At 60.0% G+C, this 19,072-nt stretch carries 16 protein-coding genes; 4 read left to right on the forward strand and 12 right to left on the reverse strand.

The genetic code is table 11. The features are described 5' to 3' along the window. Nucleotide 1 precedes the first annotated feature (1 nt). Nucleotides 2-1,129: a BMP family ABC transporter substrate-binding protein gene (locus tag AC1DTN_RS25120; protein WP_442207363.1), complete on the reverse strand. Its 1,128-nt coding sequence runs from the start codon at nt 1,127-1,129 to the stop codon at nt 2-4. Between AC1DTN_RS25120 and AC1DTN_RS25125 the strand changes: the two genes are divergently transcribed. From AC1DTN_RS25125 to AC1DTN_RS25135, 3 genes are all read left to right on the forward strand, one after another. Further along, complete coding sequence (locus tag AC1DTN_RS25125; protein WP_442207364.1) at nt 1,122-1,289, forward strand: hypothetical protein; 168 nt, start codon at nt 1,122-1,124, stop codon at nt 1,287-1,289. The genes AC1DTN_RS25120 and AC1DTN_RS25125 overlap by 8 nt on opposite strands. Nucleotides 1,290-1,424: 135 nt before the next feature. Next, complete coding sequence (locus tag AC1DTN_RS25130; protein WP_439018136.1) at nt 1,425-2,141, forward strand: GntR family transcriptional regulator; 717 nt, start codon at nt 1,425-1,427, stop codon at nt 2,139-2,141. A 175-nt stretch (nt 2,142-2,316) separates the two neighbouring features. Further along, nucleotides 2,317-2,691: a DoxX family protein gene (locus AC1DTN_RS25135; protein ID WP_439018135.1), complete on the forward strand. Its 375-nt coding sequence runs from the start codon at nt 2,317-2,319 to the stop codon at nt 2,689-2,691. A gap of 385 nt (nt 2,692-3,076) precedes the next feature. Here the strand turns inward: AC1DTN_RS25135 and AC1DTN_RS25140 are convergent, their stop codons facing one another. From AC1DTN_RS25140 to AC1DTN_RS25175, 8 genes are all read right to left on the reverse strand, one after another. Continuing rightward, the gene (locus AC1DTN_RS25140) at nt 3,077-4,144 is read right to left on the reverse strand and encodes a porin (RefSeq protein WP_439018134.1); all 1,068 of its coding nucleotides are present in this window, start codon (nt 4,142-4,144) and stop codon (nt 3,077-3,079) included. A 513-nt stretch (nt 4,145-4,657) separates the two neighbouring features. After that, nucleotides 4,658-6,334, reverse strand: coding sequence for an ABC transporter ATP-binding protein (locus tag AC1DTN_RS25145; RefSeq protein WP_442207365.1), 1,677 nt, complete (start codon nt 6,332-6,334; stop codon nt 4,658-4,660). Further along, nucleotides 6,331-7,275, reverse strand: coding sequence for an acetamidase/formamidase family protein (locus AC1DTN_RS25150; protein ID WP_442207366.1), 945 nt, complete (start codon nt 7,273-7,275; stop codon nt 6,331-6,333). Before AC1DTN_RS25150 ends, AC1DTN_RS25145 begins: the two co-directional genes overlap by 4 nt. 65 nt (nt 7,276-7,340) lie before the next feature. After that, entirely contained in the window at nt 7,341-8,960 is a 1,620-nt protein-coding gene (locus tag AC1DTN_RS25155; RefSeq protein ID WP_442207367.1) for an ABC transporter substrate-binding protein, read from the reverse strand. A 25-nt stretch (nt 8,961-8,985) separates the two neighbouring features. Beyond that, entirely contained in the window at nt 8,986-9,906 is a 921-nt protein-coding gene (locus tag AC1DTN_RS25160) for an ABC transporter permease (RefSeq protein WP_439018130.1), read from the reverse strand. Then, nucleotides 9,906-10,754 (reverse strand): ABC transporter permease, encoded by an 849-nt coding sequence (locus AC1DTN_RS25165; protein ID WP_439018129.1) that lies wholly within the window; start codon nt 10,752-10,754, stop codon nt 9,906-9,908. The genes AC1DTN_RS25160 and AC1DTN_RS25165 overlap by 1 nt, the downstream gene beginning before the upstream one ends. Then, the gene (locus AC1DTN_RS25170; protein WP_113320424.1) at nt 10,755-11,336 is read right to left on the reverse strand and encodes an ANTAR domain-containing response regulator; all 582 of its coding nucleotides are present in this window, start codon (nt 11,334-11,336) and stop codon (nt 10,755-10,757) included. Then, on the reverse strand, nt 11,333-12,466 hold the full coding sequence (locus AC1DTN_RS25175; protein ID WP_113320423.1) for a transporter substrate-binding protein: 1,134 nt from the start codon (nt 12,464-12,466) through the stop codon (nt 11,333-11,335). Before AC1DTN_RS25175 ends, AC1DTN_RS25170 begins: the two co-directional genes overlap by 4 nt. A gap of 325 nt (nt 12,467-12,791) precedes the next feature. Here AC1DTN_RS25175 and AC1DTN_RS25180 point away from each other — a divergent pair, with 325 nt between their 5' ends. Then, nucleotides 12,792-14,405 (forward strand): right-handed parallel beta-helix repeat-containing protein, encoded by a 1,614-nt coding sequence (locus AC1DTN_RS25180; protein ID WP_439018128.1) that lies wholly within the window; start codon nt 12,792-12,794, stop codon nt 14,403-14,405. A 182-nt stretch (nt 14,406-14,587) separates the two neighbouring features. Here the strand turns inward: AC1DTN_RS25180 and AC1DTN_RS25185 are convergent, their stop codons facing one another. Genes AC1DTN_RS25185 through AC1DTN_RS25195 form a run of 3 tightly spaced genes read right to left on the reverse strand, consistent with a single transcriptional unit; the run spans nt 14,588 to nt 19,006 of the window. Beyond that, a complete protein-coding gene (locus AC1DTN_RS25185; RefSeq protein WP_442207368.1) occupies nt 14,588-16,834 on the reverse strand; it encodes a glycoside hydrolase family 95 protein in 2,247 nt (748 codons plus the stop codon). Between the two features lie 2 nt (nt 16,835-16,836). Next, the gene (locus AC1DTN_RS25190; RefSeq protein WP_439018126.1) at nt 16,837-17,934 is read right to left on the reverse strand and encodes an ABC transporter ATP-binding protein; all 1,098 of its coding nucleotides are present in this window, start codon (nt 17,932-17,934) and stop codon (nt 16,837-16,839) included. Between the two features lie 37 nt (nt 17,935-17,971). Next, the gene (locus tag AC1DTN_RS25195; protein WP_113320419.1) at nt 17,972-19,006 is read right to left on the reverse strand and encodes a LacI family DNA-binding transcriptional regulator; all 1,035 of its coding nucleotides are present in this window, start codon (nt 19,004-19,006) and stop codon (nt 17,972-17,974) included. Nucleotides 19,007-19,072 lie beyond the last annotated feature (66 nt).

Consider the following 19,072-nt stretch of genomic DNA (forward strand, 5'->3'; position numbering starts at 1 on the left):
TTTACGCTGTGGACCCGACGACACCCTCGACCAGATAATTCATGCTCTCGAGCTCGATCGCGTCTTCGGCATAGCTCTTGTCGGCGGTCACGACGGAATTGCCCTTATTGTCCTTCAGTGGACCCTTGAAGACCGAGAAGCCGCCCTTCATCATCTCGGCGTGGGTGGCTTCGAAAGCCTTGCGACCCGTCTCGGCAATACTGGGTCCGAGTGCGCTCATCTTGACGAAACCGTCCTTCAGGCCGCCGCGGACGAAATTGCCGAGCTTTTCGCCGGCCTGTGCCTTCTTGACGAAATCGCTGTAGACATTGCCCCAGGCCCATTCCGCACCAGTGAGGTACTTTTCGGGAGCAAGCGGGCTCTGGTTGGCGTGATAGCCGCAGACGAAGGCGCCGCGGCCGGCGGCCGTCTCGACGACGACCTTCGGGCTGTCGACGTGGCAGGTGATGACGTCAGCGCCCTGATCGACCAGCGCATTGGTGGCTTCTGCTTCCTTGACTGCGAGTGACCACTCACCGGTGAAGATCACCTGGCAGGTGATGGTCGGATCGACCGTGCGCGCGCCGAGCAGGAAAGCGTTGATGTTCTGCAGAACCTGCGGGATCGGTTTGGCGGCAACAAAGCCGATCTTCTTGCTCTTCGTCGCGTGGCCGGCGGCAATGCCGTTCAGGTACTGGCCCTGGAAAATATAGCCGAAATAGGAGCCGGTATTGGCCGGGTTCTTGCTTTCCTGCCAGAGGCCGCCGCAATGGCGGAACTGGATATCCGGGTACTTGGCGGCCATTGCCAGCATGTGGGGGTCGAAATAGCCGAAGGAGGTCGGGAACAGCAGGGTGGCGCCATCGAGATTGATCATCGATTCCATCGTTTTCTGGACGTCGACGGTCTCCGGCACATTTTCTTCTTCGACGACAGTAATGCCCGGTAGCGCCTTGACGACTGCAGCGCCCTCGGCGTGCGACTGGTTATAGCCATAGTCATCCTTCGGGCCGACATAGATGAAGCCAACGGTCAGCGCAGTCTGCGCAAGTGCAGGCGAGGAGAGGAAGCCGGGAGCTGCGCCGACCAGGGCGGTGGCAGCAGAAGCCTGGAGGAAATGGCGACGGTTCATGGAAAGGAGTTTGGTCATCGGAATGCTCCCTTATGGCGGCTTTGCCGGTTCAATCGGTTACGGAAAAGTGTATGCAATGACCGTGCCAGATTTTATTCCATTGAATGCATTGGAAATATTCAATGATCCGCAAAACACTGTAGAAAAGTGTATGCAATTTTTAGCCACACAAGATTAAAAACTATGCAGAGACTATAAAATTAGCTAATTTCGGCGTCAGATGCTTCTGCGTACTGTGTCGCGGCGCATCGGCCAGTACGTTTCTTTATTAAAACAATGAGTTGCAGCTATATTTGACTTTGCGGCGTCAACAATGCATGTGTATGCATTCGTCAATGGGCAGAATCATTCCTTGAAGCAGGTCAGGCGCAGAGAGATCATCAGGGCAGGAACGACTGTCGAGCAGATGGTGCGGGCTATTGCCGATATGATCGTGACCGGGCAGATGCTGCCAGGCGATAAGCTTGACGAGATCTCGCTCGCGGCCCGTTTCGAAGTGTCGCGCACGCCGGTGCGCGAGGCGCTTCGCGAACTCGGCGCAATGGGGCTCGTCGATCGCGAGCCGAACCGTAGCGCTCTCGTCACCAACGTAACCGAGACCTATTTGCATTCGATGTTCGAGGCGATGGCGGAGCTCGAAGGGGTCTGCGCGCGTTTGGCCGCCGAACGTATGACGGTCGATGAGCGGCGCATCTTGGAAATCGAACATCGCGCTTCCGCTCGGCTTGTGCATCAGGGTGCGGAAGAGGACTATGCTGTTCACAATACCGAGTTCCACACCCGGCTCTATCGCGGTGCGCATAACGAGCATATCTATGAGCTGGTAACCCAGAGCCGGGCCCGGCTCGCGCCCTTCCGCCGCGCGCAGTTCCGGCTGCCGGGTCGGCTCGCGAAATCCTATGATGAGCACGATATGATCGTGACCGCGATCATGCGGGCAGATGGTGCAGCCGCTGCAAAGGCAGCCTATTTGCATGTGGAAATCGTCAGCGATGCCAGCGTCGTTTTTGCCTCGGCGAGAGAGAAATAGTTGCCACGGCCAGCACAGACGGCGTAAGGCGGCAATCATGACCGTAACGTTTGGAACTGCAGACGTGATCGGACGCGGAGGACCAAATCCCCGATTGCGCGGTTGCTGCTGAATTGACAACATCCAGACCACACCATAAGCCGGGTTGTGACCGGCAATTGAAGAGGCAGCAATAATGTCGATCTGGATTGGGCGAATTCTGTCAGCGACAGTTGTTGTTCTGCTTCTTGCTGATGCGGCCACCAACCTTTTTGCACCTGATTTCATAAGGGCGGAAATGGAGGCAACCGGTTTCCCAGTCAATCTCGCTCCGGCACTCGGCATTATCATTGCGATCTGCGCGATCCTTTATGCTGTTCCGAAAACAGCCTTCCTTGGTGCGATACTGGTAACCGGTTTTCTCGGTGGCGCTATCTGCACACACTTCCGCCTGGGCGAGTTTTTTACGCCTCCCCAGATCGTCAGCCTGCTTCTGGGGATTGCTGCCTGGAGTGGCCTGTATCTGCGCGACCCAAGACTGCGCCAGTTGATACCGCTGAACATGGTTTAAGCGCGTAGCGATCTCGTCCCGGAGTCTGAACAATCGCTCCGTCCCTGTCCAGGACAGGCGCGCGTTCGCGATCTGCGACCAGGACAATCGTTACGCTTACCGGCTGCATTTTTTTCCTGCAGGAAATCGGCGGCTGGGTTCTTCAGACTCTCAGCCGCCGACAGAGACCCCCGTCCGTCGGACAATCCAGTCCCGTCAAGTAAAAAGCTCGCCCTCGGATGAGGGCGAGCCAGAACCATCTACAGGAGTGGATTTCTGTATCGATGGGTGAGGTCGATCCGGCAGGGAACCGGATCGACCTCTTTCTTCTGAATTGGAGGTCACCAAACCAGAAGCCTGTGATGAAAAACCCCGAGATGCGATCCCGGGGTCTTCAATATTCAGCTTAGAACGAGCGCTGCAGACGGAAGTAACCCGTCGTGAAGTCGTCGCCATCTTCCGGATCCAGGTACTGGACGGAAGCCTTGGCGTAGAAGTTGTCGACGATCTGGTAATCAACCGTCAGGCCGACCTTCCAGGCGTCGCCGGTACCGTCGAAGTCATCCGGAACGGTGTCGAACGCGCTGGCACCGCCGATGTAGTTGCCATAGTACTGAACACCAGGAGTGATCTTCAGCTTGTCCGTTGCCTTGATGGCGTATTCGGCAGCAACTGCCCATTCAGCCGTCGAGTAGTAGGAGTTCGGGCCGCTGGAGTAGACGACAGCCAGGCCGAGCGTGCCCGGGCCGAGTTCAGCCGTACCCATAGCGCGGATTGCGCCGTCTTCGTTGTCGAAGTCCCAGCCGCCGGTGATCTGGTAGCTGAAGGCGCCAGCCGTGCCGCCGATACCGAAGGCAACGCCGACATTGTTCGGGCCATCGTTCGGAACCAGGAGGCCGGTGACCGGATCCACGTCACCCTGATAGACGCCGTCTTCCAGTTCGTCGACGCTGAGACCAGCGTAGAAGGTGCCGGTTTCGTACTGATAACGGATCGAGTTATGCAGCGTTACGACAGAACCGATGTCGTCGGTTTCGCCGGAGAGACCATCGTCCCACCAGGAGTAGAAGAGACCAGCGCGGAAGCCAGCGACGTCAAGGTAAGCGGAGTCGAGGATCGTTTCCTGGTTCGTTGCGTTGTCGGCATTGGCCTGGAGAACGATCACGCCGGTGAGCGGGCCGTATTCGGTGTCGCTCTTAGCTGTGAACTGAACCTGACCACGGGTAACTGCATCCCAGTCAGAGTCGTTGTCACCGCCGACGTTCGAGCCAACGTTAACCTGGAAACGGATGTAACCTTCGATCTTCAGGCAGGTTTCCGTGCCCGGGATATAGAAGTAGCCGGTGCCGTAGGCGTCGCAGACGCGAACGTATTCAACCGGTTCCGGCTCGGCAGCGACAATTGCGTCTGCTGCGAATGCCGGTGCAGCGATGAGGGCAGCTGCAGAACCAAGCAACATCATACGAATGTTCATGGAAAGCCAATCTCCTAAGTTCGAGTGCGTTCCACGAAAGAACGTCCCCTCTGATAAAACCCGATTAATTCGGTAAGACCTAAAATAACCGAAAGGGGGGCGGGCTCAACAATGAAAGCTCTCATTTTGTAGAGAATTCTAACTAAACCTTGATGTGTGTGACAGATGTACAACAGTCCTTGCGCGGGTATTAACGAGAGGTAAAATAGAAAGGCGAAATATTGCTATATTAGGACGACTTAGCCGGATTGGCCACGCGCAAAGGGGCGCGGGGAGTTGTCGATGAACGCTGAATTTATCTAAAATCCAGCACCCGCGAGCCTGTATTTGCCCATCTGGACGGGCTGCCGAAAGAAAATTTGGCTGGCGAGTGGGATTTGGTTGGCAGGCGCGACCGACATTCGCTCGTGCCGAAAGTCGATTTTAAGCGATGATTCGGCGGAGGCCGAGAGCAAGCCTCGCGGAAGCGTATACGGCTCCAAAGGAGGCACTTCTGCTTCCTGTCTATAAATCTTAGACCTGCGCTCGCCGCGCTTCCGGATCGGGGATCGGAACGGCAGCCATCAGGGCCCTCGTGTAATCCTCTGCCGGATGTTCGAAGATCTGGCGGCGGGTGCCTGTTTCGACGATCCTGCCGCTGCGCATGACGGCGACCTTATGGGACATGCGTTCGACAACCGCCATGTCATGCGAGATGAAGAGGTAGGAGAGCCCCATGCTTTCCTGCAGTTCCAGCATCAGGTCGAGCACGCGGGCGCGCACGGATACGTCGAGCGCCGCAACGCTCTCATCGGCAACGATCAGCTTCGGCTCGAGCGCCAGTGCACGCGCAATGCAGATGCGCTGGCGCTGGCCGCCGGAAAATTCGTGCGGATAACGCGTGGCGGCATCCGCCGTCAGGCCGACACGGCGCAGGAGTTCCGCGACCCTGTCCTGCCGCTCGGCCTTGTTCGCGATACCGTGGATAACCAGCGGCTCGGCAATCGCGGAGCCGACTGCCATGCGCGGGTCGAGCGAGGCATAGGGGTCCTGGAAGATCATCTGCGCCGTGCGGCGTATGGGCTGCATCTCGCGATGGCTGAGCCCGGCAATGTTACGGCCATCGATGATCACATCGCCGGTAAAGGGGATAAGGCCGAGCACCGCCTTGCCGGTTGTCGATTTTCCCGATCCGCTTTCGCCGACGAGGCCAAGCGTTTCGCCCGGCAGGATATCGAAGGAAACGTCGCTGACGGCCGCAGCGGGCGCCTTGCCCTTGAAGAGAAAGCTCGCTGCCCCGCCATAGGTGACGTTGAGGCCGCGTACATTCAGGACCGGGGTGCGGTCGGGATGCAGGGTCTCGACTCTGCGCGATGTGATGCGCGGAGGAGCGTCGGTGCCGGCAAAAGCGCCAAGGCGCGGCACGGCCGAGAGCAATTGCTGCGTATAAGTCTGGCGCGGCGCGCGGAAAATGCCGACTGCCCGACCTTCTTCGACGATGCCGCCATTCTGCATGATAATGACGCGATCCGCCATTTCGGCGACGACGCCCATGTCATGGGTGATAAGAATAATGGATGTGCCGAATTCCGACTTTAGTTCGCGCATCAGTTTGAGGATCTGCGCCTGCACCGTCACGTCGAGCGCCGTGGTCGGCTCGTCGGCGATCAGTACTTTCGGACGGCAGGATAGCGCCATGGCGATCATCACGCGCTGGCGCATGCCGCCGGAGAGCTCGTGCGGATATTGCTTCAGACGTTTTGCCGGGTCGGTGATCTGCACGGCATCGAGCATCTGCAGCGCGATCGCCTCGGCATTCTCGCTGCCCTGATGCTCGCGGATCGCCTCCGTCAGCTGTGCGCCGATCGACATGACCGGGTTGAGCGAGGTCATCGGTTCCTGGAAGACCATGGCGATATCGCCGCCGCGCACGCTTCGCATGGCCCGGTCGGAAAGTTTCAGCAGATCGCGTTCGCCGAGCATGATGCTGCCGGAGGCGACCTGGAGCGAGGCCTTCGGCAGCAAGCCCATGATTGACAGCGACGTCACTGATTTGCCTGAGCCGGATTCCCCGGCCAGGCAAAGCGTTTCGCCGCTCGCGAGATCAAAGCTGATATCTTTCAGAACCGGTTTGCGTCCGTCAGGCGTTCGCGCATCGACACTAAGATTGCGAACGCTAAGAATGGGCGCGGCGGGCATGGCTTCAATCACGCGAATACGATCCTCGGGAAGTAGAAGGAAACGACCCAGTTCGGCATATCGACGATTTCGCTGATGCGCAGATCGCCGCAGACCGAGCAGAGCAGATAGGCGTCGACGGCGCTCATGCCATGTTCCGCGGTCAGAAGATCGATCATGCGCATGACGCTTTCGCGTGCGCCGGTCATCAGGTCGGGGCCGATACCCGTCGTGACTTCATAGCCGGCGCCGTCGAGGTGGCGGGTGACGGGCTCGGTGGTGGTGAAGCGCGGCGTCTGCAAGCGCGCATCCTTGACGAGTTCGATCGTCGCCTCGACATTCATCTGGCTTTCGATCGCCGTGCCGCAGACTTCGCCGTCGCCTTGCGCCGCATGCGTGTCGCCGATGGAGAAGAGTGCGCCTTCGACCTCGATCGGCAGATAGAGAGTGACACCTGCGGTCAGGTCACGAATATCCATATTGCCGCCGACGCGGCGGGGCGGCACGACGGAATGCGTGCCCGGCTCGGCCGGGGCGACACCAATGGTGCCGGCAAAGGGTTTCAACGGCACGCGGCCGCCAGGGCCGTAAAGGGCCGGCGTCATGCTGTTAGCGTCATAGGACCAGACATGCAGCGCCGGATCCCTGAACTGGTCGGCCAGCAGGCCGAAACCCGGAATATTCGCCGTCCAGCCGGTGCCCGAGGGAATGAACTTGCGCAGCGTTACCTTCAGTGCATCGCCGGGCTTGGCGCCCTCCACGTAGATGGGACCGGAGACCGGGTTGATCTTGCCGAAATCCAGATTGTTCAGCGTATCGAGCGTCGCGTCGCTGCCGACCTGGCCGCCAGAGGAATCCAGGCATTCGAAGTGGATGGTCTCGCCGGGCTTGGCGACGACAGCTGGTGCGAAATCCTTGTTCCAGCCGAAATTATGCTGGGCGCGGTGAATTGTGTGGGTGCAGGCAATGCACATAAGGTGTCTCCCTCGATCTTATGAGGCCTTCCCGGTCGGACCGGGAAGGCGTTATTTCCTAGGGCTTATTGCTTCACGTAGATCGCGTCGTAGTTGATGACGCGGGTGGGGTCGATGTAGATATTGTCGGCACCGCCCATGCGCAGCGACTTGGCAACGACGCGGCGCTCGTTGATGACGGGAACCCAGGGCGCATCGGCCATGATGTCGGTGAAGACCTTGCCCCAGGCGGCTGTGCGCTCGGCGGACTTTGCCGGATCGGACATGGAGTCAGCGGCAACCGCACGTTTGTCGAGATCGGCATTGCAATACCAGGACCAGTTCCAGCCGCCCTGAACGGCGCCGGCGCAACCGAGGATCGGACCATAGAAGTTAGACGGATCCGGGAAGTCGGCGATCCAGGCCATGCCGCCCGACCAGATCATTGGCGCTTCACCTTCCGTGCCGCCCGCCGCGATCACGTTGGCCTGTGCGAGAGCACGAACCTCAGCTTTGACGCCAACAGCTGCGAGATCCTGCTGGATCGCCTGGGCGATGCGCGGCTGCGGATCGGTATTGGTGGAGTAGAGCACCGTTTCGAATCCCTCAGGGAAGCCGGCTTCGGCAAGCAGTGCCTTGGCCTTGGCAACGTCATACGCATAGCCGGTGAAGGACTTGTCGTAACCCGGCATCAGCGGCGGGAGCGGCTGGTTGGCGGGTGTTGCGCGACCGTTCAGGATGCGCACGATGCGGTCCTTATTGACGGCCATGTTGATCGCCTGGCGCACCTTGACGTTGTCGAACGGCTTCACCTTGGTGTTCAGCGTGATGTAGCCGGTGTGAAGCTGTTCGCCGTCGACGATCATCTTTGCGCCATCGGCAGAGTTCTTGATTTCGAGGAATTTCGCCGGCGGGATACCGTCGCCGGCGATATCGACCTCACCCTTCTGCAGGCGCAGCAGCGCAACCAGCGGCTCCTGGCCGACTTCGACCTTGAAGCTGTCGATATAGGGTACGCCCTTGACGAAATAATCCTTGTTGCGCTCGAAAACGAGCTGCTGGCCGATCGTCCAGTCCTTCAGGATGAAGGTGCCGGAACCGACGGGCTTTTTGCCGAAATCGCCGCCTGCGGCTTCGACGGCTTCCTTCGGCACGACCGAAGCGAAGTTGATGGCGAGTACGTGCAGGAAGGTCGCGTCCGGGCGGGACAGGTGGAAGATGACAGTGCTGTCGTCGGGCGTCTCGATGCCCGAAAGCGTTTCGGTCTTGCCGCCGGTTTCGTCCTCGAAGCCCTGGATGGCGCCGAAGAACCCGGCACCCGGACCCTGTGTCTTCGGATTGACGGCGCGCTCGATCGAATATTTCACGTCGGAAGCGACGACTTCGCGGCCGTTGGAGAACTTTACGCCCTTGTGCAGCTTGAACGTATAGGTCAGGCCATCGGGCGATACAGTGAAGCTTTCGGCGAGCGACGGGATCGGGTTCGGCGTGCCCGGCGCATAGTCCATCAGGCGCGAATAGAGGCTCTTGATCATCGACCAGTTGACCCAGTCGTAACCGATGGCCGGGTCGAGCGTGGTGATGTCGTCCTTGTAGGTGACGACGATATCGCCGCCCTGCTTGGGTGTTTCCTGTGCCGTGGCGGCGAGGGGGGCGAGCGCCACCATCGTTGCCATGGTTGTGTGTCGAAGCCAGCGTTTGAACATTCGGGTTCCCCTTCTTTGGTTGCTGTCAACGTGTACGGATGCGTGGATCGATAAGCGGGGCCACCAGGTCGGCGAGCAAGTTGCCGATGACGATGGCAAGTGCCGATGTCAGCGTGACGCCCATGATGATGGGTATGTCGACCTGCTGGATTGCCTGCCAGGCGAGCTGGCCAATGCCCGGCCAGCCATAGACCGCTTCGACGACGACCACGCCGCCCATGAACTGGCCGATATCGATGCCGATCATGGCGATGATCGGCAGGATGGCGTTTGGCAGGGCGTGGCGGAAGATGATGCGGCGCGAAGACAGGCCTTTGGCCCGCGCCGTGCGCACATAGTCCTGATTGAGGACGTCGATCATCGCGGATCGCACCATGCGTGCATACCAGCCGGCGCCAAGAACGCCGAGGGTGGAGGCTGGCAGCACGACATGGGCGAAGGTGCCGTAGCCGCTCATGGGTAGCCATCCGAGCGTTACGGCAAATACATAAAGAAGCAGCAGGGCTACGACGAATTGCGGCGCCGAAACCCCGACGAAGGAAGCCGTCATGACAAGCCGGTCGACGAAACCGCCACGGCGCACGGCGGCGATCGTGCCGAGGGTCAGGCCGAGAGCAACTTCCACCAGAATACCGGCCAGCATGAGCACGAGCGTCGCCGGCAGGCGGGCGGCGATCAGCGTCCAGACCTCGGTCTTCTGCGCATAGGAGCGGCCGAGATTGCCGTGCAGGAGGTTGCTCAGATAGGTGCTGAACTGAACGAGCAGCGGCTGGTCGAGGCCGAGTTCGTGACGGATGTTGGCAACCGTCTGCGTCGTGGCGCTTCGTCCGGCGATCATGCGCGCCGGGTCGGCCGGCAGCGCATAGAGCAGCACGAAAGTAATGGCGGCAACGCCGAGAAGAATGAGGGCGGCCTGAACGAGCCGGCGAAGGATGAGGAAGACCATCAGCCTCTCCCGCGCTGGGTCGGATCAAGAATGTCGCGCAGCGCATCCCCGACGAGATTGAAGGACAGTGCCGTCAGCAGGATGATCGCGCCGGGGAAGAAGACGAGCCACGGAGCTGCCTGGAAGTAACTCTGGCTTTCGAAAATGATATTGCCCCAGGAGGGTTGCGGCGGCTGCACTCCGATGCCGAGGAAGGAAAGCGTCGCTTCCAGCAGAACGGTGGTGGCGATACCAAGTGTGCCCCAGACGATCGCCGTCGGCACGAGGTGCGGCAGGATATGCAGGAAAAGCACGCGCATATGGCCGGCACCGAGCGAGCGTTCGGCCATGATGAAGTCGCGCTCCACCAGTCCGCGCGTCTCCGTATAGACGATGCGGGCGACCTGCACCCAGTTGACGAGCGCGATCACCATGGCGACGATCCAGAGGCTCGGCCGCAGCAAGGCGGCAAGCACGATTGCCAGCAGCAGCGCCGGGAAAGCCATCATCAGATCGGTGAAGCGCATCAGGATATTGCCGACGATGCCGCGCAGGTAGCCGGCGAGGATACCGATGAGGAGGCCGATCGCGACCGCAATGCCGTTGGCAACGAGGCCGATGACGAGCGAGGTGCGTGCACCGAAGAGCATGCGCGAAAAGAGATCGCGACCGAGCGTATCGGTGCCGAGCAGGTAGGGGCCACCAGGCGGCAATGGCGCACCTTCAAGCGACAATCCGTCGAACATCTGCTCATCAGGATTGAAGGGCGCGATCCAGGGAGCGGCCACGGCAAGGCCGATGACAATAAGGACGACAATAAGGCCGAAGAGGGCGGTCGGCTGCCGCAAAATGGCTTTTAATATACGCATTCAACCCGCCTCCGGCAGGGGCTCTATGCCGCCGATAATGAAGGCGGCGATCTGTTCCATCGGCAGGCGGCGGCGCATGGCGCAATTGCGCAGGATCGAATAGGCGCGCTCCTCATCGACACCATGCGCCTTCATCAGCTTCTCGACGGCGGCATGGACGAGCGGTCGAAGGCGCACGCGCTCTTCGAGATATTGCAGCCGCTCGGTGGCACCCTTGCGCTCCTGGTGAATGGAGACGGCCATGACGAGGGCCGGATAGACAGCGGAGGCGGCAATCGGCTTGGCGATGATCGCGCCGGCACCCTGGCCGAGCGCCCAGGCGATACGGCCCGGTGCTTCCGAGCCGAGCAGTGCGACGACCGGGCATGTCGCGGCGGCACCGCTCCAGGGCAGGAGATCATCAAAGCCCTGGTCGGCATCGACGATGACGAGGTCGGGCACGCCTGCGGCCGAAAGAGGCGCCCATTGCAGCGTTGCCGAAAGGCCGAGAAGTCGTAGCTGACGGATCAATCTTTCCGTATTGCCGTCCTCACGGTGCAGGACCACGGCACGCCAGCCGGTGAAATTGGGTGTTTCCTTCATGATACAACCCGCAATTTCGGCGAAGCCGGCTTGTTGCGGCCGGTCAGATAGGGATCGGCAGCAAGCGGCGGACGCGAGGCGATCACATCAAAGCCGTTCTGGAGATTAATGCGGCCGAGATGAAAGGGCAGGGCGGCGTGGTTCGTTTCCCTGTCGATGCTGAGCATGCCGAAGGGTGTTGCCCAGTTCTTGTTGTAGAGTTCCCGACGCACGGCAGAAGGCTCGTCGCCGTCGGCAGCCACGATCGCATCAACGCAAAGACGCACGGCCGTGTAGGCACTGGCAAAGACGCTGGAGATGCGGCGCGGCGCGCCGTAATGAGCGAGGATCCGCTGTTTGAAGTCGCCATTTTCGGAGGTGGCGACACTATCGAAATAGGAGGCTGCGCAGAGCTGGCCGATGGCCGCACCCGGCGCGATATCGTCAAGCTCGCATTCCATCAGGTCGCAGCTGACGACCGGGCAGTTCTCGGGCCGGAAGGCCGCGTCGCGATCGGCAAGCCGCCGGATCGCCTCATGGAAGGCGTAGCTCGACGGGCCGATAAGATTGTTGAGGATGAAGCTCGGGCGGCGCTGCTCGATATCGGCGACGATGCGCTCGACGGCAGTTTCCTCGAGCGGCAGGTAACGCTCGCCCAGAACCTCGCCACCGGCATTGGTGGTAAGTTCGCGGGCGAGCCGGTTCATCTCCCAGCCCCAGACATAGTTGGCGCCGACGAGATAGGGCCGGTTGCCGTAGCGCGGAATCAGATGTTCGAAGAGCGGCAACAGATGCTGGTTCGGGCAGCCGCCGACATAGATGACGTTTTCGTTCGCCTCGAAACCCTCGTAGGGGCACATGTACCAGAGAAGCCCGTCATGCTTTTCGATGAGCGGGATGACTTCCTTGCGGGCGGCCGAGGTAATGGTGCCGACAATGTGGCGGCAGCCGGCGCGCAGCAGATGGCGCGCGCCTTCGAGATAGGCGGCAAGATCGGCCTGCGGGTCGAAGAAAACAGGTTCGACAGGCAGGCCGCTTTCTGCGGCAAATTCGGCAATCGCGAATTCCGCGCCGTCGCGCGCGTCGCGCCCCATCGAGCCGTAAGGGCCGGTGGTGGAGTAAAGAATGCCGATTTTCAACGCATCATTCATCTGCAAGCCAAAAAACCAAAAACCCCATGAGGGCGTCCCATCCGCGATGGGGCCATCATGGGGCGAAACTGCCCAGCGACTATCGAAGTCATGTAAGAATGCGGAGGCGCTCTCTGCCTAATCCGCAGGCTTGAATAAAATACAGGCAGTCCGGTTTTGTCAAGCGCGCGGCAGGCGAAATCCGGGACGTTGCGGTAAGATTACAGCAGAGGCGAAGGCCTGAAGATGAAGCTCTCGCCCCGTGCCGGGTCCCGTTTGGGAGTGTTGGCAAAAATATCAACTCCGGCGATAGTGTCGATGAGGTGTTTTGTTGGGGCGGCATTGAATGAAAGCGCAAATAAAGGTCAATGCCGAAGATATTCATAGGAAACTCAACCGGCTGGGGCCCGGTGGCGAGCTCTACCTGAAAAAGGGCCGTTATCCCGATCCGATAACGATAATAGGTAAACGAGGCTCCGAGGATTGCCCTATATACATCACCGGTCCGGGAGCGATCTTAGGCTCTGATATGGACTTCGACGCCTATCGGGAAACTGCGAACAAACTGGCCGCCGCTCACCAGAAAGGTGGTTCGTTTCCCGGCATCTATTTCATGGCCGACAATGCGGCTTTGACATTGCGGGATTGCCAATGGGCTATCATCGACGAACTGGTTTTCAGGAACTGCTGGCCGACAGCAATATACCTCGATAACTGCCAACACATTTTCATACGCCGCGTCGATTTCAGGGGAGGGTGCATTGCGATCGGTGCGGCCGGTCCCTACACGCGTCATCTGCTCATCGAGAAATGCAGCTGGGTGCAGGATACGAAAAGCCACGGTGAAGACGACGTCCTGTCGATCCGGGACAATGGTTATGTTCGTGCCGACTTATCCCTAGGAGACTGCAGGCTTTGGAGCGATATCCCCTGGAAGCAGGTGCACGGATCGGGCGACGAGGATGGTCCCGTTGACCCCATCGGCGATGCACGTGCCTATGACGGCGACTTCTTCCGCGCCTGGACCATCGCCGGGTATGTCATCATCCGCGACAACGTCATCACAGACGCATTCAATGGCGTCCATTTCTTCAATCAGGCATCGGAGTCCACCAAGGAAGCCTTCGCTCGGAACGTTCTTATCGAAGATAATTGGTTCGTGCGGATAAAGGATAATGCCGTCGAACCTGAGAATTTCGCGTGGAACTGGACGATCCGCCGGAACCAATTCGTCGATTGCTACATGCCGTTTTCCTTCGAAATGCAGCGCTCGGGCTACTTTTATGTCTATGGCAATCTTGGCTGGAACGTTCACATTCCCGGACCCGAAGACGACAAGCATGCCAAGGGCGTGCTTTTCAAGTTTCCCGACACGCATATTGCGGATGGACCGCATTACGTCTTCAACAATACCTGGCTCCTTCGCGCGCCGATTGCCAAGAAGAAGAGATTTGCGAAGCTAGAGCATCGCAACAACCTTATTGGTTATGCGGCTGATGCTGATAAGTTCAAGTGGGAGGCTTGTTCTCCCTTTGGATCAGGCTGGAGCTTCGATTCCTATCCCTCGAGCGAGCTGGATGACCTCATCCGCTTTGAGGAGGGTTGCTTCACACGTTCCTGGGGATCTCTTGGCATTGTCTTTGACGGCGACGTGATCTCGCACCCGGATTTTCCCGACCGATTGCGGCAGGCGCATTATGATATCGGCAAAAATGCCAGCTATGCGGACGTTCAATTCCAGGAGCAGACCATCGGTCTGCCATCCGGATTGAAGATAACCAAGACTCCGCCGGCGGTAGCCTTCTCGATCGAGTTGCCGGATAAATCGCGCAGTCTGTTTGCGCCATCCAACTATTGCGTCGGCGCCTGGCAAGAAACCGGCCGGATCGATGCCTTTGATCCATCATTCGCGGTCATATGGCCTACACCAGCACGATATTCTGAGGGAGATCAGTCTTAGGAAGGGAGGGGAAGAGCAAGGACAGCGGCAATACGAACGCTTGCGATCAAGAGTCTGCGGCCGTCAAAAGTTCAACGCGCACTGGCTGAATATCGTGCGGGCAATTTGCACTCGATCAAGCCGCTATCGTCTGATCGGCAATGTAGGCCGCTAAAAGCTGAGTTCGCATAGAGGCCTGGCCTCTATGCGAAGAGATCGTCCTTGCTCGCCATGAAAGTTTGTCCAGCGGCAATGGCGACGCTGAACCTGCCGTCCGCAAAGCGGATGGCCGTGCGAATATCCCGTGCTGCCGAGATCACAATCTTCACCGGCCTGCCATTCTCCCAGTCGAGGTCGAGAAGCATGCCGCCGCGCACCCGCAAACCGCGCAATGAGCCGCGCGGCCACGCTTTGGGCAAGGCTGGTAGCAGGTGAATTTCGCCTGGGCGAGACTGCACCAGCATTTCCAGAATGCCGGCGGCCCCGCCGAAATTACCGTCGATCTGGAAGGGCGGATGGGCGTCGAACAGATTGGTATAGGTCCGCTCAGGGTCGATCAGCAGTTTGACCACATCGAGCGCATGATCGCCGTCACGAAGCCGTGCCCAGAGATTGATGCGCCAGCCGATGCCCCAGCCCGTCGCGTCGTCACCGCGGATCTCCAGAGAGCGACGGGCAGCGGCGGCAAGCGCAGGCGTGTTGTCCATGTCGATCTGCCAGCTTGGATAGAGGCCATAGAGATGCGAGACATGCCGGTGGTGCATTTCCGGCGCTTGCAAGTCCCAGTCTTCAAGCCATTCCTGGAGCTGGCCCGCTGATCCGATCCTGTCGGGCGGAAGGCGCGGCAGGACGCGATCGATCTCCGAGACGAACTCTTCCTCGCCGCCGATCGACGTGGCGACGGGGCGAAGCAGATTGAGGAAGTCCCGGATAATCTGGCTGTCCATGGCAGGCCCGGCGCAGATCGAAGCGCCGTGCGGGTGGACATTTTCGGGTGAAAGCGAGGGGTTTGTCACCAGATAGCTTGTGCCCGGAAGCGACACCAGCACATCGAAGACAAACTCTGCCGCGGCCTTGGCAACCGGGAAAAGCCGCCTGCGTAGACGATCGGCGTCGTCGAGGTAATCGCTGAGATCAAGCAATTGTGTCATGAGCCAGGCGCCACCGGTCGGCCAGAGGCCCCATTTGGCTCCGTCGATCGGCCCAGTCGCGCGCCAGAGATCAGTATTGTGGTGCATGACCCAGCCGCGGGCGCGATAATGCACTTGTGCCGTCTCACGTCCGGCTTCAGCAAGTTCCTCCGCCATCTCGACGAGCGGCTCGATGCATTGGGGCAGATTGGCCGGCGCCGGCAGCCAGTAATTCATCTGCAGATTGATGTTGACTGTATATTTGCTGCCCCAGGGCGGATCGACCTCCTCATTCCAGATGCCCTGCAGGTTTGCAGGCTGCGTGCCCGGGCGGGACGAGGCGATCATCAGGTAGCGGCCGAATTGCACATAGAGTGCCGCAAGCCCGGGATCCTCTCCGCCGGCAAAGCCCGCAATCCGGCGATCGGTCGGCTGCGAGGCTGCCTGCGTCGTGCCGAGATCGATCGCGAAAGTGCGGAACAGCCTTTGATGCTCGGTGATATGGTCACGGCGCGTGGCCTCGATGCTGTGGCCGCCGGCTTTCGAAAGGCGCCCGGTGATAGCGCCATCGGGATCGCCGGAGACGTCGTCAAAACGCCGGAAACTCGTGGCGGCATCGAGCAGAATCACAAGCTCGTCGGCATTGTCTACGGAGATGATGCCGTTGGAGGAGCTCAGGCTCCCGCCTGTATTGATCACCCGAATGCCGAAGGCAAAGCGAAGGGCGGCGGCAATGCCCCATTCCGCCTTGCCGGTGCCCGAGAAAGTCAGTCCTGTAGCGTCCTGGTCGACGAGTTGCCCCTGTTGCGGGCTGTCGAGCGATATCCGGCATCTGATGGCTCCGGGCCGATCCGCTGAAAGGCGCAGGACAAGCACGCCATCAACCGCGGAAACAAAGGCTTCGCGGAAGAAGGTGATGCCGTCGGCAACATAGGAGGTCGTGGCGATCGCCGTGTCGAGATCGAGCGTGCGACGGTAGCTGCCGACAGTTTGCGAATGGAGGAAATCGATACGGAGATCGCCGATCGGCTGATAGGACATCTGCTTGATCGGCCGCGCCATCAGATGTTCTTCGGCCATTGCTTCGGCTTCCGCATAGTGCCCGGCGAAGATCAGTTCCCGTATTTTCTCCAAGTGGCCATAGGCATCGGGATTGACCGGCCGGTAAGGCCCGCCGGCCCAGAAGGTGGACTCGTTGATCTGCAGCCTCTCGGAAACAGGGTCGCCGAAGACCATGGCGCCGAGCCGACCATTGCCGAGCGGCAGCGCATCCGTCCAGAGCCGGGCAGGGGAATCGTACCAGAGAAGGTTGTCCGCCATCGTCATTCTGCCGGGATGCTGTTTGCCGGCCTGATGTCGCGGATCCGCAGGCCGTCAACGCTGAAGAGCAGCGCCTTTCTCGCAGAAAAGCCGGCGCTGACCGTTTCGCCCGGGCGCAGGGTTCTTTCCGAGCGGTCCTCAATGATCACGGATTGGCCCGAAGCGAGAGTTCCGTAGATGAAGCGGGTTCCGCCGAGGTTTTCCACTACGTCGACCTTGACGTCGATCGCGCCGCCGCCTTCGTCCTGTCCGGTGAAATGTTCCGGGCGGATGCCGACCTTGACTGGCATTTCCTTGCCCAGGCCGACGATGCCGGCTCTAAAAACCGTGCCGCAATCGAGCTTGATCACCCCATCCGCGCCCAGCTTGCCGTCGAGGAAATTCATCCGCGGCGAGCCGATGAAGCCAGCGACGAAGAAATTGTCGGGATCGGCGTAGAGCGTGTCCGGCGTGCCGGCCTGCTCGATCTTGCCGGCGCGCATGACGACAATCTTATCGGCAAGTGTCATCGCTTCCGTCTGGTCATGCGTGACATAGATCATCGTCGCGCCGATGCGCCGGTGCAGTTTCGCGATCTCGACGCGCATGGAGACGCGGAGTTCCGCATCGAGGTTCGACAAGGGCTCGTCGAACAGGAAGACGGCCGGGTTGCGCACGATCGCCCGGCCGATCGCGACGCGCTGACGCTGGCCTCCGGAGAGCTGTGCAGGTTTGCGCTTGAGCAGCGGCTCGATCTGCAAGGTGGCAGCGGCGGCGGCAACGCTCCTGTCGATATCGGCCTTGCCCATGCCGGCCATGCGCAGCGAGAAACCGATATTCTGCTCCACCGTCATATGCGGATAAAGCGCGTAGTTCTGGAAGACCATGGCGACGCCGCGTTCGATCGGATCGGCCTCATTCATGCGCCGCCCGTCGATCGTGAGGTCCCCCGCGGTGATCTTCTCAAGGCCGGCGATCATACGCAGCAGCGTCGATTTTCCGCAGCCGGAGGGACCGACGAAGACCGTGAATGAACCATCATCGACGCTCAGATTGAGGCCCTCTATCGCTTGAAAGCTGCCATAGGATTTGTCGATATCGTGCAATTCTACGCTGGCCAAAGCTTCCTCCCTTTAACCGCTTGGCGGGCAGAGCGCGTCAGGTGATCCGTCGCGTCGAGCCTCGCAGGATGATGTCGCATTCAAGGACGACGCTCCGCGTCGCCCCGCCTGACGGTTCTGTCAAGCGTTCCACGAGAATGTCGGTGATGGTTTCTGCAATGCTTGCCACCGGTTGGGCGACGGCCGTAATACCGGCTTCATAGAGCCGGAAGATTGCCACGTCGTCGAAGCTGGCGAGCGAAATATCCTCGGGCACATGGCGGCCGTTCTCCTTCAGCCAGCTCAGCCCTCCGACTGCCATGCCGTAGTTGGCGGAAAAAATTGCGGTCGGCGGATTTTCGAGCGACATCAATCGCTTGGTCGCCTCATAACCGCCATCCATGCGCCAGTTTCCACGCGCCGCGAGCGTCGGATCGATTGTGATGCCCCGGTCGCGCAGCGCTTGCTCATAGCCCGCCAGCCGCTCGATACCCGAAGAATTGCGTGGATCGCCTGTCAAAATGCCGATGCGGCGGTGACCGAGATCGATGAGGTGGCTGACGATGCGATAGCTTGCGCGGTGGTTCTCCACCATGACCCGGTCGGCCGCCAGCCCGCGGACGTCGTTGTTGTAGAAGATGATCGGAATATCGTGATGGATCAGGTCGTCGACACGGTCGTAAACCTCCGCTGTGCCGTCCATGACCAGCGCATCGACACGCTGCGCGGCGAAGAAATCCAAGGCTTCCGCGACCACCCGCGGATCGCCGCCATGGCAATAAGTCAGAAGTGCGCGTCCGGTTGGGCGCACCGAATGGGCGAGATGCTCCAGCATGCGGGCATGGAATTCGTCGAATGTCGGCACCAGGAAGCCGATCATATGGGTGAGGTCGGTGCGGATCGAAGCGGCGGCGGCATTGCGCCGATAGCCGAGATCCTGGATCGCCTGCTCGATTTGCTCGCGGTTGGACCGGCGGATCGTCTGGCCGTTGAGATAGCGGGACACGGTGCCGACTGCGACGTTTGCCACCCTTGCAACGTCGATGATCGTGGCTCCGCGCCTCCTTGCAGCCGTCTGGTCCGTCTGTCGCATTTCGAGCGGGCTCCTACACTCATTCATGGGAAATGGCGCCTGGTCAGGCGCCTTTCCGTCGTATAG

The sequence above is a fragment of the Rhizobium sp. 01T444 genome, assembly GCF_056398305.1.